Annotated in this window: 21 protein-coding genes and 1 pseudogene; 14 read left to right on the top strand and 8 right to left on the bottom strand. The window is 72.2% G+C overall.

The features are described 5' to 3' along the window. Window positions 1-157 precede the first annotated feature (157 nt). The 6 genes and pseudogenes from ACFE86_RS10045 to ACFE86_RS10020 all read right to left on the bottom strand — a co-directional run. Window positions 158-879 (bottom strand): annotated as a pseudogene (locus ACFE86_RS10045) (IS3 family transposase); the annotation flags it as partial. A gap of 34 nt (window positions 880-913) precedes the next feature. After that, window positions 914-1,096 (bottom strand): FAD-linked oxidase C-terminal domain-containing protein, encoded by a 183-nt coding sequence (locus ACFE86_RS10040; protein WP_375455195.1) that lies wholly within the window; start codon window positions 1,094-1,096, stop codon window positions 914-916. A 60-nt stretch (window positions 1,097-1,156) separates the two neighbouring features. Beyond that, on the bottom strand, window positions 1,157-1,420 hold the full coding sequence (locus ACFE86_RS10035) for an FAD-binding oxidoreductase (RefSeq protein WP_375455194.1): 264 nt from the start codon (window positions 1,418-1,420) through the stop codon (window positions 1,157-1,159). Beyond that, window positions 1,402-1,857 (bottom strand): FAD-binding protein, encoded by a 456-nt coding sequence (locus tag ACFE86_RS10030; protein WP_375455193.1) that lies wholly within the window; start codon window positions 1,855-1,857, stop codon window positions 1,402-1,404. The genes ACFE86_RS10035 and ACFE86_RS10030 overlap by 19 nt, the downstream gene beginning before the upstream one ends. Before the next feature lie 210 nt (window positions 1,858-2,067). Continuing rightward, window positions 2,068-2,589, bottom strand: a complete 522-nt coding sequence (locus tag ACFE86_RS10025; RefSeq protein WP_375455192.1) for a DNA-binding protein — start codon at window positions 2,587-2,589, stop codon at window positions 2,068-2,070. A gap of 160 nt (window positions 2,590-2,749) precedes the next feature. Further along, complete coding sequence (locus ACFE86_RS10020) at window positions 2,750-5,491, bottom strand: ABC transporter transmembrane domain-containing protein (protein ID WP_375455191.1); 2,742 nt, start codon at window positions 5,489-5,491, stop codon at window positions 2,750-2,752. Between the two features lie 229 nt (window positions 5,492-5,720). On the opposite strand from ACFE86_RS10020, the gene ACFE86_RS10015 reads away from it, so the two are divergent. From ACFE86_RS10015 to ACFE86_RS09970, 10 genes are all read left to right on the top strand, one after another. After that, complete coding sequence (locus ACFE86_RS10015) at window positions 5,721-6,983, top strand: glycosyltransferase family protein (protein WP_375455190.1); 1,263 nt, start codon at window positions 5,721-5,723, stop codon at window positions 6,981-6,983. After that, window positions 6,980-8,410: a glycosyltransferase family 4 protein gene (locus tag ACFE86_RS10010; protein WP_375455189.1), complete on the top strand. Its 1,431-nt coding sequence runs from the start codon at window positions 6,980-6,982 to the stop codon at window positions 8,408-8,410. Before ACFE86_RS10015 ends, ACFE86_RS10010 begins: the two co-directional genes overlap by 4 nt. Then, complete coding sequence (locus tag ACFE86_RS10005; protein ID WP_375455188.1) at window positions 8,398-10,350, top strand: glycosyltransferase; 1,953 nt, start codon at window positions 8,398-8,400, stop codon at window positions 10,348-10,350. The genes ACFE86_RS10010 and ACFE86_RS10005 overlap by 13 nt, the downstream gene beginning before the upstream one ends. Next, the gene (locus tag ACFE86_RS10000; protein WP_375455187.1) at window positions 10,347-12,188 is read left to right on the top strand and encodes a dipeptide ABC transporter ATP-binding protein; all 1,842 of its coding nucleotides are present in this window, start codon (window positions 10,347-10,349) and stop codon (window positions 12,186-12,188) included. The genes ACFE86_RS10005 and ACFE86_RS10000 overlap by 4 nt, the downstream gene beginning before the upstream one ends. Continuing rightward, complete coding sequence (locus ACFE86_RS09995) at window positions 12,185-13,087, top strand: hypothetical protein (RefSeq protein ID WP_375455186.1); 903 nt, start codon at window positions 12,185-12,187, stop codon at window positions 13,085-13,087. Before ACFE86_RS10000 ends, ACFE86_RS09995 begins: the two co-directional genes overlap by 4 nt. 305 nt (window positions 13,088-13,392) lie before the next feature. After that, on the top strand, window positions 13,393-15,225 hold the full coding sequence (locus tag ACFE86_RS09990; RefSeq protein ID WP_375455185.1) for an ABC transporter substrate-binding protein: 1,833 nt from the start codon (window positions 13,393-13,395) through the stop codon (window positions 15,223-15,225). Beyond that, entirely contained in the window at window positions 15,222-16,238 is a 1,017-nt protein-coding gene (locus ACFE86_RS09985; protein ID WP_375455184.1) for an ABC transporter permease, read from the top strand. The genes ACFE86_RS09990 and ACFE86_RS09985 overlap by 4 nt, the downstream gene beginning before the upstream one ends. Window positions 16,239-16,254: 16 nt before the next feature. Then, window positions 16,255-17,406 carry an ABC transporter permease gene (locus ACFE86_RS09980; protein ID WP_375455183.1) on the top strand — a complete coding sequence of 384 codons (1,152 nt, stop codon included), beginning with the start codon at window positions 16,255-16,257 and terminating at the stop codon, window positions 17,404-17,406. A 117-nt stretch (window positions 17,407-17,523) separates the two neighbouring features. Next, on the top strand, window positions 17,524-18,672 hold the full coding sequence (locus ACFE86_RS09975; protein ID WP_375455182.1) for a dimethylmenaquinone methyltransferase: 1,149 nt from the start codon (window positions 17,524-17,526) through the stop codon (window positions 18,670-18,672). A 274-nt stretch (window positions 18,673-18,946) separates the two neighbouring features. Further along, window positions 18,947-19,465: a MarR family winged helix-turn-helix transcriptional regulator gene (locus ACFE86_RS09970; protein WP_375455181.1), complete on the top strand. Its 519-nt coding sequence runs from the start codon at window positions 18,947-18,949 to the stop codon at window positions 19,463-19,465. A gap of 93 nt (window positions 19,466-19,558) precedes the next feature. Here ACFE86_RS09970 and ACFE86_RS09965 read toward each other — a convergent pair whose 3' ends face one another. After that, window positions 19,559-19,924: a c-type cytochrome gene (locus ACFE86_RS09965; protein ID WP_375455180.1), complete on the bottom strand. Its 366-nt coding sequence runs from the start codon at window positions 19,922-19,924 to the stop codon at window positions 19,559-19,561. Window positions 19,925-20,225: 301 nt separating this feature from the next. On the opposite strand from ACFE86_RS09965, the gene ACFE86_RS09960 reads away from it, so the two are divergent. Beyond that, window positions 20,226-21,659 carry an FAD-linked oxidase C-terminal domain-containing protein gene (locus ACFE86_RS09960; protein ID WP_375455179.1) on the top strand — a complete coding sequence of 478 codons (1,434 nt, stop codon included), beginning with the start codon at window positions 20,226-20,228 and terminating at the stop codon, window positions 21,657-21,659. Window positions 21,660-21,705: 46 nt separating this feature from the next. Here ACFE86_RS09960 and ACFE86_RS09955 read toward each other — a convergent pair whose 3' ends face one another. Further along, the gene (locus ACFE86_RS09955; RefSeq protein WP_375455178.1) at window positions 21,706-23,127 is read right to left on the bottom strand and encodes a TAXI family TRAP transporter solute-binding subunit; all 1,422 of its coding nucleotides are present in this window, start codon (window positions 23,125-23,127) and stop codon (window positions 21,706-21,708) included. A 163-nt stretch (window positions 23,128-23,290) separates the two neighbouring features. Here ACFE86_RS09955 and ACFE86_RS09950 point away from each other — a divergent pair, with 163 nt between their 5' ends. The 3 genes from ACFE86_RS09950 to ACFE86_RS09940 all read left to right on the top strand — a co-directional run. Beyond that, the gene (locus ACFE86_RS09950) at window positions 23,291-23,893 is read left to right on the top strand and encodes a regulatory protein RecX (RefSeq protein ID WP_375455177.1); all 603 of its coding nucleotides are present in this window, start codon (window positions 23,291-23,293) and stop codon (window positions 23,891-23,893) included. Between the two features lie 120 nt (window positions 23,894-24,013). After that, window positions 24,014-25,225 (top strand): putative DNA modification/repair radical SAM protein, encoded by a 1,212-nt coding sequence (locus tag ACFE86_RS09945; protein ID WP_375455176.1) that lies wholly within the window; start codon window positions 24,014-24,016, stop codon window positions 25,223-25,225. Further along, window positions 25,225-26,074, top strand: an 850-nt coding sequence (locus ACFE86_RS09940; protein ID WP_375455175.1) for a TIGR03915 family putative DNA repair protein, incomplete at its 3' end; no start/stop codon positions are given. The genes ACFE86_RS09945 and ACFE86_RS09940, both read left to right, overlap by 1 nt.

The following is a 26,074-nucleotide window of genomic DNA, read 5'->3' as shown; positions in this document are numbered from 1 at the left end:
TCTCCGTCGAAAACCAACAGAAATTATACGACGAACCTCTGATTCAGGACACTAGAGCGTTTTCCATGATCCCCGGATCACGGAAAACGCTCTAAGCCCTTGTGTGGTCGCATTTTCTTTACACAAGCCGGCATCCACCTCGCTGGAAAATGCTCTAGACGAACCCACGCGCCATCGGCACGCAGGTAATGTCCATGGCCCAGACCTGATTAGGGCTGTCGATCGTCAGCCCGCGCAGGAGATATGGGTAGATCTTGTGTCCAGGCGCTGGCTTTGAGGTGTTCGGCTTGCGGTAGAGCGCCGCGATACAAAGACGCTTCATCAGCGTCGCGACATGGCAGCGCCCGATCGCGATGCCCTCTCTGTTCAGCAGGTCCCGCAGCATCCGACTTCCCGCGACGGGAAGTTCGAGATGCAGTTCGTCCATGCGCCGCATCACGGCCAGATCGGCAGCCGGGACAGCCCCGGGGCGAATAGTAGACGCTGCCCCGGCTGATCCCGAATGCCTTGACCTGCTCGACGATCGGGAGATCATGCCCACGATCGATCATCGTTTTGCGCTCAGCAGACCGGCCTTGCCGAGCGCGCCGGACAAAAAGCTTGTCCCCGGCCCGAACGGGGATCGTTGGTCAGCGTCAACTCACCGATCTTGGCGTGCAGCGTCTTCACGTCGATGGCCGGGGTCGGCTCCGATCGGGCCGCGGCTCCGAACACCCCGGCAGCCCCTTCCAACAACTGGGCCTTCCAGGTCGTGATCTGGTTGGGGCGCACATCGAACTGCTGGGCCAGTTCGGCCAGGGTCTTCTCACCCCGCAGGGCCGCCAGAGCCACCTTCGCCTTGAAGGCCGGAAGGTGGTTCAGGCGCTGTCGCTTGCTCATCATAGCTCCTGATCCGTAGCCATCCTGGCCGCCGTCAGGCAGAAATTCCACTGAGCCTCGCTGTGCAGATTCCCCGAGCTACCCCTATCTCGGCGCCCGAGCGCGACAGCGCGAGCCTGCCGCGCTTCTCCAGGCCGATGCCGTGCTCGGCCGAGACCGAGCCCTGGAGCGCATGGTCGCGGCGGAGCGGCGACGTGAGGCGGCCGGGCGCGGTCATCACCCGGTAGAAGTCCGGCCACATCCCCTCGAACGACGAGACCCGGCCCTGGAACGCCGCCTACGCGCGGGCGAGGATGCCGGCGGCAGCGTTCACGTCGGCCGCCGCCGGCATCGCGGTCGCGTAGCCCGCGGGCGCCGGGCGCAGGCGCAGCACCGCGCGGGTGACGAGGCCGAGCGTCCCCTCCATGCCGACGAAGAGCCGCTTCAGGTCGAGCCCGGTGTTGTTCTCGATCAGCGACCGCATCGACGACACGACCGTGCCGTCGGCGAGCACCGCCTCCAGCCCGAGCACCATCTCGCGCATCATGCCGTAGCGCAGCACCCGCAGGCCCCCGGCATTGGTGCCGATGGCGCCGCCGATCGTGGCCGAGCCGCGGGGCGCCGAGATCGAGGAGGGAAGAACAGGCCCGCGGCCTCGGCTGCCGCCTGCACCGCCTCGATCGTGGTGCCGGCGCGGACCACCATCGTCATCGCCAGCGGGTCCAGACCCTCGATCCCGATCATCCGCTCCAGCGACAGGGTGACGTCGCCGGGCGCGCGCAGGATGCCGTCGACGAGGCCCGTGCCGCCACCGCGCGCGCCGCGGCGTGGCAGGCCGCCATCACCGCCGAGACCGCCTGCGTCGTGCGCGGCCGGACGCGCGCCGCCGCGGCGCAGGGCTCGGTCTCGCGCGTGCAGCTCGCCGGCCGGCTCAGAAGCTCGTCGCCGACGACGAGGCCGCCCGGGCCGACGATCCGGAGAGCCGATGGAGCAGAGCATCCGGCATGCGATCACGGGCCATTTCGGCGAACGTGCGGCGGGCCGGCCATCGCCGAGGCGACGGCGGCCGATTACGGCCTCGGCCTCGTGCGCGGCGCGGAGCCGACGCCGCCCGTCCGGGCGACGACGCGGTCCGGCGCCGGACGGCGAACGGCTCGACGCGGACGGGCGCTGCGAGCGCCGTGCCGTGCGCCGTGCCGCCTGAGACCGCTACCAGCAGGCACGCGGCAGGCGGCGCTTCCACCGCTCGCCGGGCCGAAGGGCGGGTCCGGAGGTCCGAGGCTTCACCGCGTTGCGCGCGGGTGCCGCGGCGGGGGCGAGGGAAACGGGCTGCGGCGCTGCCTGTCGCTGCGCCTGCGCGGCCTGCGGCACCAAGTCCTCGTGAAGGTCGGCGAGCGACCAGGACGGGGCCGTCCGGGACGTCTCCGCCCGGACCTGCTGCGACGTGGCCCGGCGGACGCGGGGAAGCGGCCGCTCGCGCGCGGCGACCGGCTCGGGCGCCTCCGGCTCCGATTCGGCGACGATGAGGCTCGGCAGGATGCGCCGGGGCTTCTCGGCGGGAGCCGGCGGGGCGGCGGCCTCGGCGCCGGAGGACGCGGGCGCCTCCGGCGCCGGATCGAGCGCGGCCCAGTTCACCGGCTGCGGAGCTGTTGCCTCCGGCCAGGACGGCGTCTGGCGGCTCTTCGACTTGATCTCGACGGTGAAGGACCGTCGCACACGGCTGCGCAACATGCGGCGTAGGGTTCTCTTCGACTTGAATCAGGAACGCTCGGGCGCGTACCGTATTCCATGGCGGTTCGAAGGCATCTTGTCGAGCCGACAATGACGAATGCGTTTCCAAGACCGCAATCCGCGCCGGAAAACGGCGCGTCGGACCCGAAAAAGGTGTCCGTCAGGCCAACAGCCGCGGCGCCGGCTCGCGGCGGGCATCGGCCGCGGCCGCGCCTCCGGTGTCCCGCCCTTCCGCGGCGGCCCCCGACATCACCTCGACGGCGACGGCGCCGGTCAAGCTGACGCGCAGGCGGGTCGGGAACGCCGCCGCCTCGGCCTCGGTGGCGGCGACCGCGACGAGGCTCATGCCGGGCGCGCCGTCCTCGGCCGCCGCGATCAGCGCCGCCGCGCCGCCGTCGAGATGGGGGATCGCCCCGTCGACGATCAGGATCTCGGGCCGCCGCAGGATCGCGCGGGCGAGGTCGATCAGAGCCTGCTGGCGCACGGTGAGCAGGCGCCCGCGGTTGCCGACGCCGTGATCGAGCCCGCGCAGGCGGATGCCCCGCTCGAGGTCGAACGCGCGCACCGCCAGCCTGACCTGCCGCTGGATCTCCGCCTCGCCGTGCATCCGCGCGGTGTTGATGCGGCCGAACAGCAGGGCGTCGAGGACCGAGCTGTGCCGGTTGATCCGCTCCGGGTCGTAGGGTTCCACGTCCTCCCGTCCGTCGGCCCGCTGCAGCGCCTCCCGGATCGCGTAGCGGGCGGAAACGAGGCGCGCCGTGTAGGGAGCGTCGAGCAGGCCGAGGCGCTGGCGCGGCTCGATATAGGCGAGCGCCAAGCCGAGGAAGGCTTGGTTGTCGGCCATCGTCGGCTCGCCGTCGGGGGCGATGCCCGCCAAGCGACGCTCGAACTCGGGCAACGCGTCGGGCGCGATCAGCGAGAAGCGCCCGAACAGCGGATGCCCCGGCGGCACGTCGCGGAAGATCTCGATCAGGTTCCGCGCGATGGCGGCGCCCATCGTCGCGAGGTCGTCGAGGAGGAACAGCTTGTCGAGGGCGGCGCGGAAGCGCGGCTCGGCGGCGAGGCGGCCGCCTTCGAGGGCGGGCGTGGTCGGGACGCCGAACAGCAGGTTCTCGGCGATGGTCGCCTGATGGTTGTAGCGGCGCGGATCGAACGGGATCACGAGATCGCCCATCCCCGCCTCGGCGAAATGCCGCTGCAGGTGCCGGCGTGCGGCGATCACCCGTGCGCCCACCACGCTGTCGTGACCGGCGAGGCTGCAGGCGGCAAGGCCGAAGCGGTAGAGGTCGTCGCCCATCCCGAGCCGTTCCAGCAGGGCGACCATCCGCGCGTCGAGGCCCGCCGCATCCGCCGTTCCGAGCGCCGCGTGGTCGATCCACGGATCGTCGGCGTCCTCCGGCGGGTTGCCCGTCCGCCGCGCCTCGGCGCGCCGCCGGCGGTCGCCCTCGCTTCCCGCCTCGCGTCCGTGCGGCAGCGGCCGGCGGCGCAGGCCATAGAGCAGGTTGTCGCGGATCGTGCCGGGAAACAGCACCGGCTCCGGCCCGGCATAGGCGACCGCCCGGGCACGCAGCGCCTGCGGCAGGGTGGCGAGGTCGTGCCCGCCGATCCTCACGGTCCCTCCCTGCGGTGCCTGGAGGCCGGCGATCAGCCGCGCGAGCACGTGCGGCAGGCCGCCTTCGGACGCGAACAGGGCGGCCCGGACCGGCAGCGCCACGCGAAAAGCGCCGAGATCGAGCGGCGGGCCGCCACGGGGGTCCTTCAGGATGACGCCCTCGGCTTCGAGCGGGCCGCCGAGCCGCGTCGGGGGGCCGGCCGCCTCCGGCTCGGAGGGCCGCAGGCGGTGAGGCGCGAAATGCGCGGCGACCGTCTCGTACTTGACCTCGACGTCGAGGCGCTGCTGGTCCCAGTCGATCAGGTCCTTGAGCGGCGGCGGCAGGTCGCGATAGGCCGCCAGCACCGCCACGAGCTGGCCGATGTCGAGTTCGCCGCGGAGCGCGAACACGCCGCCGATCGCGTAGAACAGGAACGGCGTCACCTGCGCGAGCAGGTTGTTGAGGTACTTCACCAGGAACTTGCGCCTGTAGATCCGCATCCGCAGGTCGTAGAGGCCGAACAGGCGCCCGCCGATCTCGGCCCGCTCCCAGCGCCCGGTGTCGTTGAGGGTGACCGCCTCCAGGCCGTCGAGCACCTCGCCGACCCGGCCGGCGAAGCTCCGGGAGGCGATCTGGCGCTTCCGGCTCAGCCGGATGATCTCGCGGCGCAGGCGCGGTATCACGATGATCTGCACCAGGACGATCGAGCCCGCGACCAGCCCGAGCCACAGGTTCTGCATCAGGATGAAGATGAGCGCAGTCGCGGCCTGCGTGCCGAGGAAGACCGGCACCACGATCGCGTCGCCGATGAACGCGCCGATCGGCTCGACCTCGTCGCGGATGATGGTCGCAGTCTCCGACGACTTCACCTCGCGCGTGGTCTCGGGCGTGAAGCGCAGCATCAGCGAGAACAGCTCGAAGCGCAGGCGCCGCAGCATGCGCTCGCCGAGCACGCCCTTGCTCAGGTTGATCCAGAACTTGAACGCGCCGTTGATCAGGACGAGGGCGAGGAACAGGCCCGATAGGCCGAACAGCAACTCCATCCGTTCGACCTGGAAGCCGGAAAACAGCACCGCCTCGCCGCCGCCGAGCCAGTGCGGCCAATGGATCGTCAGGTCGAGGAAGGAGGCGGTGTCCCTGCCCTCCTTGAACGCCTTGCCGGTGATGGCGTCGTTGACGATGCGCTTGGGCAGGTCGAGGGAGGCGAAGTAGAACGGCAGCGACGCGACCACGACGGCGCAGATCGCGAGCTGGTCGCGCTTCGAGTGCCGCCAGATGTATCCGAAGAGCCTCGGCTCCAGATCGCGCATCGCCCGTGTCCCGGCCTCGCTGCCGATTCGTCCACCCTGGTCACATCCATGTCACCCCTACGCCCGAAACGCGAAGCGGGCTGCGTGCGCCGACGCACACGCAAGGGCTTTGGCGGGACTGCGAGCCCGGGTGCGAGGAACGGCCATTGTCACCGAGGCCCCGCTTGTGCGACCGCCGTCGTGCTGCGACGCTCCGGCCCGCGGCAGAGACGCGTTGATCGGGAGAGGCATGCCGAGGCTGCAACGGTTTCGCCCGGACGGGCAAGCGTTCCGCCGGGACGGGACGGCGACGCGGGCCGCACGCGTCCTGATCTACAGCCACGACACCTTCGGACTCGGCCACCTGCGCCGTTCGCGCGCCATCGCCAACGCGCTGGCGGGCACGGGCGAGGTCGAGGCGATGATCGTCTCGGGCTCCGCGGTGGTCGACCGGTTCGCCTTCGCCCGCGGCGTCGCCTCGGTGCGGGTGCCCGGCGTCACCAAGCTGCCGGACGGGGGCTATGCCAGCCTCGATCCGCACATCCCCCTCGCCGAGACGGTGGCGCGGCGCGCACACCTCGTCGCCCGCACCGCGGACGGCTTCCGGCCGGACCTGATGATCGTCGACAAGGAGCCGACCGGCTTCCAGGGCGAGATCGTCGCGACGCTGGAGCGCCTGGCCGCGCGCGGCTGCCGGCTGGTGCTGGGCCTGCGCGACGTCCTCGACGACGCCGAACGCCTCGTGCCTGAATGGGAGCGCAAGGGCGCCTCCGACGCGGTGCGGCGGTTCTACGACGAGGTCTGGGTGTACGGCCTGCCGTGCCTATACCGCCCGCTCGCGGCGCTGCCCGTCGGCGCCGCGTTCGCAGACCGGACGACCTATACCGGCTACCTCCGCCGCGCCGCGCCGCCGCCCCGCCCCGGCCGGGCCGAGCCCGGCGTGGCGTCCGAGCCCTTCATCCTGGTGACCCCCGGCGGCGGCGGCGACGGCGACGGGCTGATCGATTGGGTGATCGCGGCCTACGAGGCCGATCCCGGCATCCCGCTGCCGGCGCTGATCGCGTTCGGCCCGTTTCTAGCCGCGGAGGGCCGGGCGGCGTTCCTGGGCCGGATCGCGAAGCTGCCCGGGCGGCTCTCCGCCATCACCTTCGACAGCCAGATCGAGCTGCTGATGGAGAAGGCCGAGGGGCTCGTCGCGATGGGCGGCTACAACACGTTCTGCGAGATCCTGTCCTTCGACAAGCGCGCCGTGCTGGTGCCGCGCACCCATCCGCGTCGGGAGCAGGAGATCCGCGCGGTGGCCGCCGACGCGCTCGGCCTCGCCCGCGTCCTGCTGGAAGCGGACGGGCGCGAGCCCCTGCGCATGGCGGCGGCACTTCGCGCCCTGCCTGACCAGCCGCCGCCGTCGCGGGCGATGATGCCGGGCCTGCTCGGCGGCCTAGACGTGATCGCCGAGCGTGTCCGCGCGCTGACCGCGCCGGCGCCCGACCGCGCGCTCGGTGCCGCGCGGTGACGGAACCGGCCCGCATCGCGATCGTGCTGAAGGGCTATCCGCGCCTGTCGGAGACCTTCATCGCGCAGGAGATCCTGGCCCTCGAAGCCCGGGGCCTCGCCCTCTCGATCTGGTCGCTGCGGCGCCCGACCGACACGGCCCGCCACCCGATGCATGCGATGATCGCGGCGCCCGTCGCCTACCTGCCGGAATATCTTCGCGACGCTCCGTGGCGGGTTCTCCACGCGCTCGCCTGGGGGCTCCGGCGCCCGCGCTTTCCGAGGCTCGCCGCGCAGTTCGCCAGGGACCTCGCCCGCGACCCGACGCCCGCGCGGCTGCGGCGGTTCGGGCAGGCGCTGGTGCTGGCGAAAAACCTGCCCGACGCGGTGCGGCACCTGCACGCGCATTTCCTGCACGCCCCGGCGAGCGTCACCCGCTACGCCGCGATCCTGACCGGGCGCACGTGGAGCGTCTCGGCGCATGCCAAGGACATCTGGACGACACCCGAATGGGAGCTCTCGGAAAAGCTCGGCGATGCGGCCTGGGGCGTGGCCTGCACCCGCGACGGGCTGGCCCGGTTGCGGGCGCTGTGCGGATCGACCCGATCGCCGGCAGACACGCCCGCGCCTCCACCGGGGAAACGCGGGTCCCCTCTCCCAGGGGGAGAGAGAGTTGCCTCGCGCTTCCCGTGGCCGGCGAGACCGCGATGGGCGGCGCGACGTCGATCCGATATCGGGCCCGACCACGTCGCGCTGGCCTACCACGGTCTCGACCTCGCCCGCTTCCCCGAGCCGCCGGCGGACCGGCCGGCCCGCGACGGCTCGGATGCCGGGGCACCGATGCGGATTCTCTGCGTCGGGCGGCTCGTCGCGAAGAAAGGGCACGACGACCTGATCGACGCGCTCGCCCTGCTGCCGGGTCTGCACTGGCGCCTGGACCTGATCGGCGGCGGCGAACTCCGGGCGGCGCTGGTGGCTCGCGTCGCGGCGCGCGGCCTCGACGGACGGGTCGCCTTCCTCGGCGCGATGGCGCAGCCCGCCGTGATCGCGGCGATGCGGGCGGCCGACCTGTTCGTGCTGCCGACGAAGCCCGCGCCGTCCGGCGACCGCGACGGGCTGCCGAACGTGCTGATGGAGGCGGCCTCCCAGGGCCTGCCGATCCTGGCCACCGCCTTCGCCGGCACGCCCGAGTTCATCACCGACGGCACGCAGGGCGTCCTGGTCCCTCCGGGTGATACCGCGGCGCTGTCGGCGGCGATCCTGCGGCTCGCCGCCGATCCGGGCGGACGGCGGCGCCTCGCGGAGGCCGCCCGCGCGCGGCTGGTCCGCGACTTCCCGCTCGATGCCGGCATCGATTTGGTCGCCGGGCGTCTCGCCATGTCGGCCGGCCTCGCGGCGCGCGAAGCCGTGCCGGCTTCCGCGGCGGGGGCCTGCCCATGCGGGTGCTGATCGCGGTCACGCACCTCCTCGGGGCCGGGCACCTGACCCGCGCCGCGGCGTTGGCGCATGCGCTGGCCGGAGCCGGCCACGACGTGACGCTGGTCTCGGGCGGTACGCCGGCGCCGCTCGTGCGCACCGACGGCGTGCGCCGCGTCCAGCTTCCGCCGCTTCACGTCGCCGGGACGGCGTTCGGCCGGCTGCTCGATTCCGAAGGCCGCGAGGCCGGGACCGGCCTGCTCGATGCCCGGACGGCGATACTGCGCGCGACGCTCGCCGGCACGGCGCCGGACGTGGTCGTCACCGAACTCTTCCCGTTCGGCCGGCGCGCCCTCGCCGGCGAGTTCTCGGCCCTCGTCGCGGCGGCCGCGGGGCTTCGCCCGAAGCCGCTGATCCTCGCCTCGATCCGTGACGTGCTGGTCGCACCGGACAGGCCGGAGAAGGTCCGCGCCGCGCATGCGCGGATCGAAGCGTCCTACGACGCGGTCATGGTGCACGGCGACCCGGACCTCGTGCCCCTCGACGCCTCGTGGCCGGTCGACGCATCGCTTCGGGCCAAGCTGCGCTACACTGGCTACATCGACGCCGCCGCGTCGCCGGGCGGGCCTAACAGCCCGGGGGCGGGCATCCTGGTCTCCGCGGGGTCGAGCGCGGCGGGCCTGGCGCTCTGCCGGATCGCCGCTGAGGCGGCACGGCTGCGGCCGGACCTCGGCTGGCGCATCCTGGCCGGCCACGGCATCCCCGAGCCGGCGTTTCTCGCGCTGGGCGAGGGCCTCGCGGAGGGCGTCCTCGCCCGGGCGCGGCCCGATTACCGGGCCCTGCTCGCACGCGCCGCCGTCTCGGTCAGCGCCTGCGGCTACAACACCGCGGTCGACCTCCTCGCGACCCGGACCCGCGCGGTGCTCGTACCCTTCGAGGGCGCGCGCGAGACCGAGCAGCGCCTGCGCGCGGAGCGCCTCGCGGCCCGCGGGCTAGCGCGGGTGCTCGCCGAATCCACGCTCACCGCCGAAAGCCTGCTCGACGCCGTGGCGATCGCCCGCGCCGCGCCGGCTCCGCCCCCCCACGGGATCGGGTGCGATGGCGCGGCCCGCGCGGTCGCGATCGTCGAGACGCTGTTGGCGGCACGGCGCCGGGGCCGGCGCGCGGGGCCGGACGGGTTCGGCCGCCTGCGCGAAGCCCTCGACGCCGCCGGCGGATGCGGCATCGCCGTGCCGGTCTGGTGGCGCGACGACGACGCGGTCGCGGCGAGCCCGGCCCTCGACCGCCTGCTCGGTCTCGCCGCCGCCTTCGACGCGCCGATCCTCGTCGCGGCGATCCCGGCCGGGCTCGCGCCGTCGCTCGGTGCGCGCCTGCGCGACGCCCCCCGCGCGAGCCTCGCCGTGCACGGGCTGGCGCATGCAAACCATGCCGCGCTGGGCGCCAAGGCCGCGGAGTTCGGTGCCGGCCGGCCGCTGCCGGCCCTCGTCGCCGACGCCGCCGAGGCCCTGCGGCTCGCCCGCGAACGCATGCCGGCGGAGGCGCTGCTGCCGGTATTCGTGCCGCCCTGGAACCGCCTTGCCCCGGCGCTCGCCGCCGCCCTCCCCGGCCTCGGCTACGCCGGCCTCTCGGCGGTTCCCGGCGGCGCGCCGGTGGCCGGACTGGTCCGGGCCGACGTGCACGTCGATCCGATCGACTGGCGCGGCACCCGCTCGCTCGCCGACCCGGACACGCTGGTCGAAACCCTCTGCCGCGAACTCGCGCGCGGGTCCGGCCGGCCGATCGGCATCCTCACCCACCATCTCGCGCAGGACGACGCGGTCTGGGGCTTCCTCGCCGACCTCTTCGCGGTCCTGCTCCGCCATCCGGCGGTGACGGTCGCCGATCCGCGGCACCTGTTCCGGGCGCCGGCGGTGGACGAAGCGGCCCCGTCGTGCTCGACTCCGGCGCCAGGCCGGCATGCGAGGGTCGCTTGAGCCCGCTCCTGTCCATCCAGGACCTCAAGGTCGCGTTCGGCGGCCCCGGCGCGCCGTTCCGCGCGCTGCACGGCCTGTCGCTCGACGTGCCGCGCGGGAAGACGCTCGCGCTCGTCGGCGAATCGGGCTCGGGCAAATCGGTGACCGCGCAGGCGATCCTGCGCATCCTGCCGCGGTCGGCCGCGATCACCGGCGGGCGCATCCTGTTCGAGACCGCCGACGGCGGGACCGACATCGCCGCGCTCTCCGCCGACGGGCCGGCGATGCGCGCGATCCGCGGCGCCGGCATCGCGATGATCTTCCAGGAGCCGATGACCTGCCTGTCGCCGCTGCACACCATCGGCGACCAGGTCGGCGAGGCCCTGCGGCTCCATGCGGGCGCCACCCGCGCGCAAGCCGACGCGCAGGCCGAGGAGGCCTTCGCCCGCGTCGGCTTCCCCGATCCGGCGCGCGCGCTGCACACCTACCCGTTCGAGCTGTCGGGGGGCCTGCGCCAGCGCGCGATGATCGCGATGGCGCTGATCCTCAAGCCCGCGCTGCTGGTGGCCGACGAGCCGACGACGGCGCTCGACGTGACGACGCAAGCCCAGATCCTCGCGCTGCTCGCCCGGCTGCAGGACGAGACCGGCATGGCGATCCTGCTGATCACCCACGATCTCGGCGTCGTCGCCAACATGGCCCACGACGTGGCGGTGCTCTACCGCGGCCGCCTCGTGGAGGCGGGCCCGCGCGACGCGGTGATGCGCCGGCCGGGCCACGCCTACCTCAAGGCGCTGCTCCGCGCGGTTCCGCGCTTCGGCATGGAACCGGGCGAGCGCCTGACGCCGATCCGCCCGGCCGACGCGGTGATTCCCCCGGCCCGGCCCCCGCGCGCGATCGCCGGCCCGATCCTGCGCGTCGAGGGCATCTCGAAGCACTTCACCCTGCGCTCGGGGCGGTTCGGCGGGCCGCCGCGGATCGTGCGCGCGGTCTCCGACGTGTCGCTGGCGATCGAGCCCGGCACGACGCTGGGGCTGGTCGGCGAATCGGGCTCGGGCAAGACCACCGTCTCGAAGATGGTGATGCGGGCGCTCAAGCCCGATTCCGGCCGGGTGCTGTTCGACGACGGCACCGGCCCGCGCGACGTGCACGCACTTTCGGGCGACGACCTGTTCGCCTATCGCCGCGCGGTGCAGTTCGTGTTCCAGGACCCCTACGCCTCCCTCGATCCGCGCATGAGCGTGCGCCAGATCCTCACCGAGCCGATGGAGATCCACGGGGTCGGGGCGCGCGAGCGCCGGGCGCGGGCCGACGCGCTGATGGCCATGGTCGGCCTCGAGACGGGGGCGCTGGCGCGCTATCCGCACGCCTTCTCCGGCGGCCAGCGCCAGCGCATCGGCATCGCCCGCGCCCTGGCGCTGGAGCCGAGGCTCCTGGTGCTCGACGAGCCCGTGTCGGCGCTCGACGTCTCGGTGCAGGCGCAGATCCTGAACCTGCTGAAGGACCTGCAAGCGGCGCTCGGGCTGTCCTACCTCATCGTCTCCCACAATCTCGCGGTGATCGACTACATGGCCGACACCATCGCGGTGATGTGCCGGGGGCGGATCGTCGGCCAGGCCCCCAGGGCCGCCCTGTTCCGCAATCCGGTCCACCCCTACACGCGGGCGCTGCTCGCCGCCGTGCCCGACCCGAGCCTCGACCACCCGCTCGATTTCGCGGCCGCGACCAGCGACCATTCCGACCCGGCCCGCTGGCCGGAGCCCTATCGGCTCGCCCCCGACGAGGCCGGCCACATGGTCGAGATCGAGCCGGGCTACCTCGTCCGCCACGGGTCGGCCGACGCGCGGCGGGCGGCATGACCGGTCCCCGCCCCTCGCGCACGATGGAGCGCCTGCGCCGCCGCGTGCTCGCGCCGCTGTTCGACCGGCTCGGCTACGACCTCGTGCCGGCCGCCCCCGACTGGTCGCACCGCCCGACCTCGCCGCGCGAGGTCGACTTTTTGCTATCCAGCGCAGCGGCAAGCCTGGAGCGCGACCTCGCGGCGTCCGGTATCGCGACATCGGAAGATGTCCTCGAACGCACAAGAGATTTCTGGACGCTGATCCCGACGGCACCCGTGCGGCAGCGGCGCGGTGGCAGCGGCTTCAACGGCGCGCTCCAGCTCTACGTAGCGATGCGCGCCCTCGCGCCCCGCACCGTGATCGAATCCGGCGTCTTCCGCGGCCTGACCACCTGGGTGATCCGGCAGGCCTGCCCGGCGGCAACGATCCACTGCCACGACCCGGACCTGTCGGGACTTCAGTATCGCGACGCGAACGCCACCTACAGCACCGCCGACTGGTCGCAGGCCGACTGGTCCCGGCTCGACCCGGCGGCGACGGTCGCCTTCTTCGACGACCACGTCTCGCAGGGGCGCCGCGTGATCGAGGCCCGGCGCTTGGGGCTCACCCGGCTGCTGTTCGACGACGATGCCGCCGGCCACCGCATCCACGCCCATGGCGGCCCGGCGCACCCGACCATCGCGATGATCGAGGCGTTGCGCGACCGGGCCGAGCCGATCCGCTGGCAGCGCAACGGCCGCGCCTTCGAGCAGCCGGCCGACGATCCGCTGGCGCGGGAGGCCGCGGCCGGCATCGCGCGGGCGCACGCCTTCGACGACCTCCACCGGGCGACGGGCTATTCGCCGGCGCGGCTCACCTACGTGGCGCTGCATCCGACCCGGGACACCACCCTTGGTTCCGAAGGGCGCGCGGCGTGACCGGGCCGGATCGACGCCCTTGCGCCGGCACCTCGCCTGAACCGCAAGACATCGCCACGACGGACCTCCCGGTGATCTCCGAAGTCGACGCGGGCACCCCCTCCCCCCTCTGTGGGGGAGGGTGGCCCGCGAGCCAAGTCGGGAGAGGGGAGCGCCGTATCCGGACAGCGCGCTCCCCTCTCCCGACCCTGGCTGACGCGAGGCCCACCCTCCCCCGCAGAGGGGGGAGGGAGAGCCGCGGAACGGACTGCGGAGACGCGGCCATCGGGGTTTCGCGCCGCACCGTGATCGTCGGGCTCGCGGCCGTGATCGCTCCCCGCGAGGCAAGGGCCGAGGCGACCCCGCAATCGGGCCTGCCGGACGCTCCCCTCGTGGTCGACCTCGCCGCCCGCGGCCGGACGCTCGGCACCCGCGGCGGCACGGTCCGCACCCTGGTCGCGCGGGCGCGCGACGTGCGCTACCTCTCGGTCTACGGCTACACCCGCCTCGTCGGCTACGACGCGGACCTGAACCTGAAGCCGGACGTGCTGGAGCGGATCGCCGTCGAGAGCGGGCGCTTCACCTTCACGCTGCGGAAAGGCCATCGCTGGTCGGACGGCCATCCCTTCACCACGGAGGATTTCCGCTACTACTGGGAGGACGTGGCGGGCGACAAGGACCTGAGCCCCGGGGGACCGCCCGACTTCTTCCTGGTGGACGGCAAGCCCCCCGCCGTCGAGATCCTGGACCCGCTGACCGTCCGCTACGGGTGGGACAAGCCCAACCCGCGCTTCCTGCCGGCGCTCGCCGCCCCGCGCGACCCGCTGATCTACCGGCCGGCCCATTACCTGAGGCCGGTCCACCCGCGCTACGTCGGGCGCGAGGCGGCCGACGCGCTGGCCAGGGCGCAGAAGCTGCGCGGCTGGGCGGCGCTGCACAACCGGATGGACGACAACTTCGAGCTGAACAATCCCGAAGCCCCGACGCTCCAGGGCTGGCGCCCGCGCACCCGCGCGCCCGCGACCCGCTTCGTGTTCGAGCGCAACCCCTACTATCACCGCGTCGACGCCGCGGGCACGCAACTGCCGTATCTCGACCGCATCGTCATGGACGTCGCCGCCTCGGGGCTGCTGGTCGCCAAGACCAATGCCGGCGAGGCCGACCTGATGTTCCGCGGCCTGACCATGACCGACATCCCGAGCCTGAAGGCGGGCGAGCGCGCGCACGGCTACCGCACCAACCTGTGGCCCGTCGCCCGCGGCTCCGAGATCGCGCTCTACCCGAACCTGACGACCCTCGATCCGGGCTGGCGGGCGCTCAACCGCGACGTGCGCTACCGGCGCGCCCTATCGCTGGCCATCGACCGGCGGACGCTGAACAACACGCTGCTGTTCGGCCTCGGCACCGAGGGCAACGACACGCTGATCTCCGAAAGCGGGCTGTTCTCGGCCGAACTGCGCACCCTGCACGCCGACTACGATCCGACGGCGGCGGCCAAGCTCCTCGACGCGGCCGGCCTCGACAGGCGCGACGCCGCCGGCATCCGCCTGATGCCCGACGGGCGGCTACTGGAGGTCGTCGCCGAGAGCGACGGCGAGGCCGCGACGGTGCTCGACGGCCTGCTGCTGATCAGCGAGTTCTGGCGCGAGGTCGGGATCAAGCTCGTGGTCAAGCCGCAGGAGCGGACGAACCTGCGCCGCCGCTCGATCGCGGGGATGACGGTGATGGTGGCCGCGCAAGGGCTCGATCTCGCGGTGCCGACCGCGATCATGCCGCCGACAGGCTTGAGCCCGGCGCAGGCCGACCATTATTCCTGGCCGCGCTGGAGCCTTCACGTCGAGACCCACGGCGCCAGCGGCGAAGCCTGCGACCTGCCCGCGGTGCAGCGCCTGATCGAACTCGACCGGCAGTGGCGCGAGACCGACGACGCGGAGCGGCAGGCCGCGATCTGGCGCGCGATGCTGGCGAGCCATGCCGAGAACACCTGGGTGATCGGCACGGTCGCGGGGGCGCTCCAGCCGGTGGTCGCGTCGAACCACCTCGCCAACGTCCCGGCACGCGCGCTGTATTCCTGGGACCCGACGGCGATGATCGGCGTGCAGCGCCTCGACGCGATGTTCTGGGACCGCGCCACCGAACGCCAGGCGGCCCTGCCATGATCGGCGCCGTGCTGCGCCGCGTGCTCACCATGGCGGTGACGCTGCTGGTGATCTCCGCCCTGATCTTCGCGATCATCAAGCTGCCGCCGGGCGACTTCCTCACCAACCGGATCATGGAATTGCGCGCCATGGGCGAGGCGGCCTCCGTCGCCAAGGCCGAGTTGCTGATCAGGCAGTACGGCCTCGACCGCCCGACTTACGAGCAGTACCTGATGTGGATCGGCCTGATGCCGGGACCGGGGGGCTTTGCCGGCCTGCTCCAGGGCGACTGGGGCTGGTCGTTCGAGTACGACCGGCCGGTCTCGGAGGTGGTCGGCGACGCGCTATGGCTGACGCTGGTGGTCAACCTCGCGGCGCTCGTGTTCGTCCACGTCGTCGCGATCCCGATCGCCCTCTACTCCGCGACCCACCGCAACACCGCAGGCGACGCGGTCGTCACCGTGCTCGGCTACGTCGGCCTCGCGGTGCCGGGCTTCCTGCTGGCGCTGATCCTGCTGTTCTACGCCAACCTCTGGTTCGGCCTGTCGATCGGCGGCCTGTACGACGCCGCCTTCACCGGCAGGCCCTGGGACTGGGCCAAGGTGCGGTCGCTCTTGGCGCATCTGGCCGTCCCGACCCTGGTGATCGGCCTCGGCGGCACCGCGGCGATGATCCGGCGGATGCGCGCGAACCTGCTCGACGAACTCGCCAAGCCCTACACGGTCACCGCACGCGCCAAGGGCCTGCCGCCGCTCCGCGCCCTGCTGAAATATCCGTTCCGGATGTCCCTGAACCCGTTCGTGGCCGATATCGGCAACCTCCTGCCCCACCTCGTCTCCGGCTCGGTGCTGGTCTCGTTGGTGCTCAGCCTGCCCACCGTCGGCCCGCTGCTCCTCGACGCGCTGAAGAGCCAGGACCAGTTCATGGCCGGCTTCATCCTGATGTTCGTCGCCCTGCTGACGCTCGTCGGCATGCTGATCTCGGACCTCGTCCTGGTCTGGCTCGACCCGCGCATCCGCATGGGGACGCGCTGAGCATGCGCCCGCGCCGATGCTGACGACCCCGGAGCCGCGCCACTTCGTCGATCCGGCCCCGTTCGACCCGGACGCGGGCGGCGGGCGCGATGCCGCCACCGCCTACGCCTCCGCGTGGCGGCTGATCCTCGTGAAGTTCCTGGGGCACCGCATCGCCGTCGCCTCGGCGGTCGTGCTGCTGGCGCTCTACGCCGCCGTGCCGTTCGTCGAGTTCCTGAGCCCCTACGGGCAGGCCAGGCGCAACGGCGACATGCTGCTTGCGCCGCCGCAGGGGCTGCACCTGTTCCACGAAGGCGGCCTCGTCGGCCCGTTCGTCTATCCCTACAGGTCCGAACTCGACCGCGACACCTTCCGGCGCGGCTACGTCTCCGACACCGCCGCGCCGCAGAGGCTGCGCTTCTTCTGTCGCGGCGACGCCTACCGTTATCTCGGGCTGATCGCGGGCGACCGGCACCTCGTCTGCCCACCGGAGGGCGGAACCCTCCACCTCCTCGGCACCGACCGGCTCGGGCGCGACCTGCTCTCGCGGATGATCCACGGGGCGCGGATCTCCCTGGTGATCGGGCTGGTCGGTGTCGCGATCTCCTTCGCGCTGGGGCTCGTGCTCGGCGGCATCGCCGGCTATTTCGGCGGGATCGTCGATGCCGCGGTGCAGCGGCTGATAGAGGTGGTGCGCTCGCTGCCCGAACTGCCGCTGTGGCTGGCGCTCTCGGCGGCGCTGCCGCCGAACTGGAGCCCGCTCTGGGTGTTCTTCGGCATCACCGTCATCCTCGGGCTGCTCGACTGGCCGGGCCTCGCGCGCGCCGTGCGCGGAAAGCTGCTGGCTTTGCGCGAGGAGGATTTCGTCCAGGCGGCCGAGCTGATGGGCGCGTCGCCCGCCCGCGTGATCGGCCGCCACCTGATCCCGAACTTCATGAGCCACCTGATCGCCTCGGCGACGCTCTCGATCCCGACCATGATCCTCGGCGAGACCGCGCTGTCGTTCCTCGGGCTGGGCTTACGCCCGCCGGTGACGAGCTGGGGCGTGCTGCTCAACGACGCTCAGAACCTTGCCGCGGTGCAGCTCTACCCCTGGATGCTGCTGCCGGTGGTGCCGGTGCTGGTCACGGTGCTCGCCTTCAACTTCCTGGGCGACGGCCTGCGCGACGCCGCCGACCCGTATCATTGAGGCTTTCGCCCACGCGGAGGCGCATGCGCCGGGTTGCGGTCCGTTCCATCGGGCTCGCCGGACGCCTCGTCCTGCCGCATAAGGCGGGACGGGCCGCACGCCCCGAGGACCGCAGCCGTGACCGTCACCCAGATCACCCACCACGACCTCGACGGCTATGCCGCAGCCGCCGTCGTCGGCGCCTTCGTCGATGTCGCCCGGATCGTCCACGTGCCGCGCTATTCCGATGTCGGCCCCGTGGTCGAGGAGGAACTGAGGCGGCTGTCGAAGGCGGAGGCGCCCGAGACGCTGATCATGACCGACCTCGGCCTCGAACCGGTGGCGGTGAAGTTCCTGAAGAGTTTTTCCGCGATGAACGGGAAGCGGGCGGACGGCGCCCGCCACCGGCTGATCGTGCTGGATCACCACGCCTCGTCGATCGACCAGTTGCGCCAGCACGGCGTGGAACCGACGGCCGCCGACGACGGCGGCACGCTCAGCCGGTTCGACCTGGAAGACCCGGCGACCACCGTGCTGATCGATCAAGGCACCTGCGCCACAAAGATGGCTTACGCCCACCGCGCCCTCTACGCGACCCGCGACGGCGAGGATCTCGACGCCCTCGTCGAGGCGGTGGACGCCCTCGACCTGTGGAAGAAGGAGCGCCCGACGTTTGCCGGCGGCCTGATGCTCGACGAGGTGTTCTGGGACAACGTCGGAAACCTCGTGCCCGTCGGCCATCCCTGGCACGACCGCTTCGTCGGGGCGCTGCTGCGGGCGGTCTCGGGGCTGATCGGGGAAGGGCTGGCGCCCGCCGCGATCGAGGTGCGGGTCGCGGGCCTGCGCCGGGACATCCTCGACCGGTTCCTCGACGGCGAGGCAGACGACGACCGCAGCCTCACCACGCGGATGCGGATCGCGCGCGTGCTGGCGCGCTCGGAAGTGCTGTTCCGGCCGCTGTCCGACGGGACGCTGCTGTCCTTCGGCCTCGATGCCGGCACGTTCCAGCGCGTCTCGGACCTGATCATGGAGCGCGGCGGGGCCAAGCGCGTGTGCAACGTCCAGCGCACCGGCTCGCTGTCGTTCCGCTCCAACGACGAGACCGCGCTGGAGGCCGCGCGAAAATTCCGCGGCGGCGGCCACAAGGACGCGGCCGGCGGCAAGCTGCCCGCCGGCTCCGCCTTCTCGCTCGCCGACGCCGTCGCGCAGGTCGAGCCGATCCTCAACCCGCCGCCCTCGGACCGCTCCGCGAGCCCGTTCGCGGCACTGAAGGATTGGAAGGGCTAAGCATCCTTGCGCGAAGTGGCCGCCGGTTCGCGCGAAGAAAATGATGCGGCACCAAAGAGATCGAAGCAGGCATCCGTGGGGCGACCCACGGATGCCTGCTTAGTTCCGCCGCAGGCTGCCGAGGCTCCACGAGCCAGGACGCCGGGAACCAGGACGCCGCGAACATTGTGCGGGGACCGTCCGGTGGCTAGGGTGTCGCCCGACGCAGGACCTAGCGCGCGAGCCCTGCCGCGCATCGTCCCGACCTGCGTCGGGAACCGGAGTCGAGAAGGCCATGCCAGATCGGCAAGCCCCGCATCGGCAAGCCCCGCAGGCGCGGGCGCCGAGGAAGATCGCGGTCGTCGCGCAGACGCAGCCGGAACCCCAGCGTCTCGACAACCAGCTCTGCTTCGCCGTCTACGCCGCGGCGCATGCGTTCGGCCGCGCCTATCGCACCCTGCTGGGCCGGCACGACCTCACCTACCCGCAATACCTCGTGCTCCTCGTGCTGTGGGAGGAGGAGGGCGTGAGCGTGAAGGAGATCGGCACGCGGCTGTTCCTCGATTCCGGGACACTGACTCCGCTGCTGAAGCGCCTCGAAGCCTCAGGCCGGGTGCGGCGCGCCCGCGACCGTGCCGACGAGCGGCAGGTCAGCATCTTCCTCACGGCGGACGGGCGTCGCCTGCGCGCGGCGCTGGCCTGCATCCCGGATCAGGCGGGCGGCATGACGGGTCTCGACACCGAGGGACGGCGCGCGCTGCTCGACCATCTCGTCACCCTGCGCACCGGCCTCCACGACGGCATCGATCCTTAAGCGTGGTGCGCCTCGCACCCCGGCACGCAAAAGGCCGCCCCCGCATCCGCGGAGGCGGCCCCGTCCCGCCCCGGAGGGCGGAGTCGTGTCGGATCAGGACTGGGTCTTGAGGTAGGCGATCACGTCGTTGATCTTCTTGTCGTCGGGATAGCCCTGGAAGATCATCTTGGTGCCCGCCACCTTGGCCTTGGGGTTCTTCAGCCACTCGTGCAGGTTGGCCTCGTCCCAGGTGATGCCGGAGCCCTTCAGCGCGGCCGAGTAGCTGTAGCCCTCGTAGCTGGCCGCCGGGCGCCCGACGACGCCCTTCAAGCTCGGGCCGACGCCGTTCTTGACGAAGTTGTGGCACGCCTTGCACGGCGCGAACGCCTTTTCGCCGGCCGCGGCATCGCCGGCTTCCTGCGCCTGGGCGGAGAGGGGCAGAAGCATCGCGAACGCGGCGCCGAGGATCAGGTGACGCATGGGGTTTTCTCCGGGTGCGACGGCAATGGCCGTCGATCGTTTTACGGCTGGGCCTGCCGGTTATGGCAGAGCTTGCCCGCTTTAGAACAGCTCGAGACAGGAACGCCAGTCGAACCCCGTGGGCGCCTGCGACCAAAGGAAGCCCTGGGCCAACCGCCGGTTCCCGGCGCCGTCCCGTGCAAGGCGGCAGCCTTTGGAGTAGCCTGTCGCGAGGACGCCGCGTTCCGTCTCCGATCCGGCCCCCGCCCAGGCGGAGACCGAAGCACCGGCGGGCGCGGGACGAATCCAAGGGACGAACGCCATGTCGATCCGCTTTCCCGAACCCGATGCCGGCGTCGTCGGTCGCCGCGCGGCGATCATCGCGGGGCTGAAGCCCCTCGTCGGCCCCGAGGCCCTGATCGTCACCGAGGACGAGCGCCGCGCCTTCGAGACCGACGGCCTCACGGCCTATCGCCGGATGCCGCTCGCCGTGGTGCTGCCCTCGACGACCGAAGAGGTCTCGGCGGTGATGGCCTATTGCCACGCGCAAGGCCTCCGGGTGGTGCCGCGCGGCGCCGGCACCTCGCTGGCCGGCGGCGCCATCGCGCAGGAGGACGCGATCATCCTCGGCGTGGCCAAGATGACCCGCGTGCTCGACCTCGATTTCGAGAACCGCGTCGCCCGGGTTCAGAGCGGCATCACCAACCTCGCGATCTCCGGCGCCGTCGGCCACGAAGGCTTCTTCTACGCCCCCGACCCGTCGAGCCAGCTCGCCTGCACCATCGCCGGCAACATCGCGATGAATTCGGGCGGGGCGCATTGCCTCAAGTACGGCGTCACCACCAACAACCTGCTCGGCGTGACGCTCGTCATGAACGATGGCACCGTCGTCGCGATCGGCGGCGACCATCTCGACAGCGGCGGCTACGACCTGCTCGGGCTGATCTGCGGCTCCGAAGGCCAGCTCGGCATCGTCACCGAGGCGACCGTGCGCATCCTGCGCAGCGCCGAGGGCGCGAGACCCGCGCTGGTCGGGTTCTCGTCGGTGGAGGATGCCGGCGGCTGCACCGCGGCGATCATCGCAGCCGGCATCATCCCGGTGGCGATCGAGTACATGGACCGCGAGGCGATCCTGATCACCGAGGACTTCGCGCAGGCCGGCTACCCGCGCGATGCCGAGGCGATGCTGATCATCGAGGTCGAGGGCTCGGACGCCGAATGCGCGGCGATGCTCGCCCGCATCGCGGCGATCGCGCAGGATTTCCGCCCGACCAGCATCCGGGTCTCGAAGTCGGAGGCCGAGTCCGGCGCGATCTGGAAGGGCCGCAAATCCGCCTTCGGCGCGACGGGGCGGATCTCCGACTACATCTGCATGGACGGCACCATCCCCACCGGCCAGCTCGCCCCGGTGCTGGAGCGCATCGGCGCGATCTGCGCAGGGTACGGCCTGCGCGTCGCCAACGTCTTCCACGCCGGCGACGGCAACCTCCACCCCTTGGTCCTGTTCGACATCAACAAGCCGGGCGAGCTGCAGAAGGCGGAGGCCGCTGGCGACGAGATCCTCAAGCTCTGCGTCGAGGTCGGCGGCTGCCTCACAGGCGAGCACGGGGTCGGCATCGAGAAGCGCGAGCTGATGCGCTTCCAGTACGGCCAAGCCGACCTCGAGCAGCAGATGCGGGTAAGAAACGTCTTCGACCCGCACTGGCTGATGAACCCGGCCAAGGTGTTCCCCCTGGACGGGCGCGTGGCCGCCTGAACGGTCGCCAGCAAGCCGCGTCCGCGCGATCGTCGCGGGCCGGCTGCTACTCCGCCGCCGGCATGTTCAGCGCCAGCAGCCGGGCGGTGCGGGTGCGGGATCGGGGATCGGCCGACGGGTCCGTCGCATCCCGGCCTGCTGCGAGGCCGCGGCGGCCGTCGCCGATCGCGGCGTGGACCCCGTCCACCGCGAGGATCAGCGCGCTGACCGTGCGGGTGTCGATCGAACGCTCGCGGGCGTAGCGCACCACGTCGGCGACGAGATCGTCGACCTCGACGGCGAGCGCGTCGAGCTCCGCCTTGGTCGTCGCGGCGCGGACCTCGCGCAGGACGTCGAGCAGCCGGTCGAGGACGATGTCGACGCGCGCGCGGCGCTTGCGGGCGAGGCGCTGGCCGAGCCACGCCACCGCCGAGCCGATGGTGCCGCCGAAGAACGCCAGCAGGTAGATGTAGTCCTCGTAGCGGTCGAGGAAGGTCTGCTGCTCGCGCTCGAAATAATCGACCGCGCCGGGATGGTTCGGCAGCCGCGCGGAGGTGGCCGCGACCGTGGTGTCGAAGTCCGGCGCCTTCATCAGCTTGGCGACCGGCGCCGTCGCCGCGAGGCGCGAGCGCCACTCGAACAGGTGCTGGGTGGCCGATGCCACGGCGACCCGGCTCACGGTGCCCCGCGCCATCAGACGATAGGACGCGCCGACCGTCTTGACCTCCTCCGCCGGGCGCTTGGGGCGGCCGCCGAAGGTCCCGGCCGGGATCGTGACGGCCTGGAGTTCGGGATAGCGTTGCAGGATCGCCTCGCCGTCGGACACGGCTACGAGGCCGACCTTCCGGTCCGGCAGGCCCATCTCCACCGCGTGCACGGTGGCGAGCGCGGCCTTGGAGGTCGGGCTCGCGATGATCGCCACGGCATCGACCCGCTTCTCGGCGATGGCCGACGTGACCTCGCCCGCTTTCAGCGGCACCAGCGCGACCTGCCCGACCGGCACCTCCTCGCCCGCTTCGAGGTCGGGGCCGGCGGCCACGAAATCGTAGAACGCGAGCAGGTTGGTGACGAACGGGATGTCGGCGCCGTGGCGGACGACGATGCCGAGGCGCTTGCGCGCGAGATCGGGGAAGTCGTCGATCTCGCCGGCCTCGGAGGCCGCGACGACCAGGGCCTCGTCGTGCAGGATCGCCAGCGTCAGGCCGTTCTCGGGCAGGAACACGTCCGGCCGCACCACCGCGAGGTCCGCCTTGTTGGCCTGGAGCGCGGCCGCGCTGTCCCGTACGTCGTCGTAGCGGACGACCTTCAGCCGGACGTCCTCGCGGGCTCGCGCCAGGGCGCTGGCGTAGGCCTCGATCAGGGCCGATTCGGGCCCGTCCTGCGGGCCGACGGCGACGGTCAGCGTGGTGGGCCGCGACAGATAGACCACGGCCGCCGCGGCGGCGGCGAGCCCGAGGGCGAGCATCACCAGGAGCCACTCGCGCCTCAACAGGATCGCCGATGCTGCGTGGACGAGGCCATGACCGATCCTGCCGCGTTGCCTTGCGTTCCATGAACGTTTCATGGAACCGGAACCTGCCCGGACCGTGGAGAACCCGTGACGCGGGCGATCGTTGCAGGCCCGAACCGCGCGGCGAGGCACGCACCCGACCATGAGACCTGACAGGGCCGCAAGACCCGTAGCCGCAAGACCCGAAGCTGCAAGACCCGAAGCCGCAAGACCCGCGCCGCCGGTCACCGCCGCCTGGCTCGAACGGGCGGCGCTGCACTATCTCGAACGCTACAGCGCCTCGGTGGAGATGCTGCGCCGGACGCTGCGGCGGCGCGTCGAGAAGCGCGCCCGCGCCCGCGGCGAGGACGCTGGTGCCTTCGCGGAGATGATCGAGGCGACGACCGCGCGCGCCGTCTCGGCCGGGCTCGTCGACGACGCGCGCTTCGCGACCGCGCGGCTCGCGACGCTTCGCCGACGCGGAACCTCCACCCGCGGCGCCCTGGCCAAGCTCTCGGCCAAGGGTGTGCTGCCCGACGCCGTCGCGACCGCGATGGCGGCCGAGCGCGCGGCCGCGCCCGAGGCGGAGGCCGACGCCATCGAGACGGCGGCCGCGCGGGCCTATGCCAAGCGCCGGCGGCTGGGGCCGTTCCGACGGCCCGACCTCCGCGCCCTGCATCGCGAGCGCGATCTGGCGGCGCTGGCGCGGGCGGGCTTCGGCTACGATCTGGCCCGGCGCACCGTCGACGGGCAGGACGAGGCGTGACGCCCAAGCCGGGGTGATCCTGTCCCGCGACCGGACGCGTGCCGGGGTGCGGCATCGCAGCCGGGGGCAAGGCCGCCGCCCGGGCTTGTCTTCGGTGCAGCCGGGTTCATTGTTTGTTCGATGGACGAAACGCTCGCCAAGAAGCTGCGCATCCTCGCGGACGCCGCCAAGTACGACGCCTCGTGCTCGTCGTCCGGCGCGCCCCGGCGCAGGGCCGGCGAGGGCGAGCTCGGCTCGACCACCGGCGCCGGCATCTGTCACGCCTACACGCCGGACGGGCGCTGCATCTCGCTGCTGAAGATCCTGCTGACGAACTACTGCCTGTTCGACTGCGCCTACTGCATCAACCGGCGCTCGTCGAACGTGCAGCGCGCCCGCTTCTCGGTGCAGGAGGTGGTGACGCTGACGATCGCGTTCTACAAGCGCAACTACATCGAGGGTCTGTTCCTCTCGTCGGGCATCATCAAGTCGCCGGACCACACGATGGAGCTTCTGACCCGCGTGGCGAAGGCGCTGCGCCGCGACCACGGTTTCCGCGGCTACATCCATCTGAAGTCGATCCCGGAGGCGAGTCCCTGGCTGATCGAGGAAGCGGGCCTCTACGCCGACCGGCTGTCGATCAACGTCGAACTCCCGACCGAGGCGAGCCTGCAAAAACTCGCTCCAGAGAAGCACGGGGCGACGATCCAGGGCGCGATGGTGCAGATCTCCGAGCGGATCGTCGAGGCCAAGGCCGAGCGCCGCCGGTTCTCGCCGGCCGGGCAGTCGACGCAGGTGATCGTCGGGGCGGATGCCACCACCGACGAGGCGCTGATCCGCAAGAGCGCGCAGCTCTACGGCAGCCTCGGCCTGAAGCGGGTGTACTACTCCGCCTTCAGCCCGATCCCCGAGGGCTCCGGCATCCTGCCGCTGAAGCCGCCGCCGCTCCGGCGCGAGCACCGGCTGTACCAGGCCGACTGGCTGATCCGGTACTACGACTTCTCCGCCGACGACGTGGCGGACGCCGCCGAGAACGGGATGTTTTCCCTCGACATCGATCCCAAGCTCGCCTGGGCCCTGAAGAACCGCCACCGCTTCCCCGTCGACGTGAACCGGGCCGAGCGCGAGATGCTGCTGCGGGTGCCGGGGCTCGGCGCGCGCGCCGTCGACCGGATCGTCCGCGCGCGCCGGCACACCGCCCTGCGCCTCGACGACATCGCCCGCCTGTCCTCGGCGCTCAAGCGCGCCCGGCCGTTCCTGATCGCCGCCGACTACACCCCGGCGGGCCTGACCGACCGGCTCGACCTGCGCAGCCGGCTGGCGGAGCCGGCCGCGCAGTTGAGCCTGTTCTGATGGATGCGCGGCCCGCAATCCTTCTCCCCTCTGCTGGAGAAGGTGGCCCGCGAAGCGGTTCGGGAGAGGGGAGCGCCGTATCCGGGGATGTCGCTCCCCTCTCCCGACCCTCGCTGACGCGAGGCCCACCCTCCCCCGCAGAGGGGGGAGGGGGAGGCGCGCATCGCACGATTCACCTGCGCTCCGGCGCCGATCTCGCCGGCTTCCGCACGGCTCTGCGCCGACTGGTCGCCGACGGCATCCCGCCGGACTGCGTGACGTGGTCGGCGGGCGACGCGCCCGGCTTGTTCGGGGCGGCCGCGGCCGATCGGTCCGAGGCCCCGCCCATCCCCCTGCCGAAGGCGGTGGCCGGCCTGATCCCGATGGTGGTGCCCCACCGCGATCCCGAGCGGTACGCCCTCCTCCACCGGCTCGTCCGGCGCGTCCTCGACGGCGAGCGCCACCTCGCCGAGGTGGCCAGCGACCCGCTGGTCCATCGGCTCGGCGCGATGCGCAGGGCGATCGCCCGCGACCTGCACAAGATGCACGCGTTCCTGCGCTTCCGCCGCATCGAGGGCGAGGGGGGCGAGGCGTTCGTCGCGTGGTTCGAGCCCGACCACTACATCCTGGAAGCGGCGGCGCCCTTCTTCGTCGACCGCTTCCGGTCGATGGACTGGACGATCCTGACGCCGGACGGCTCGGCCCGCTGGGACGGGGCGACGCTGCGCTTCGGCCCGCCCGGCGACCGGGTGCACCTGCCGCCGGGCGACGGGTTCGAGGCGGGCTGGCGCGATTACTACGAGAGCACCTTCAACCCGGCCCGCACCAACCTGAAGGCGATGCGGGCCGAGATGCCGAAGAAGTACTGGC

Source organism: uncultured Methylobacterium sp. (assembly GCF_964244095.1).
Lineage (GTDB): Bacteria > Pseudomonadota > Alphaproteobacteria > Rhizobiales > Beijerinckiaceae > Methylobacterium.
The sequence above is the reverse complement of the archived record's forward strand: the minus strand, read 5'-3'. Positions and strand labels throughout refer to the sequence as shown.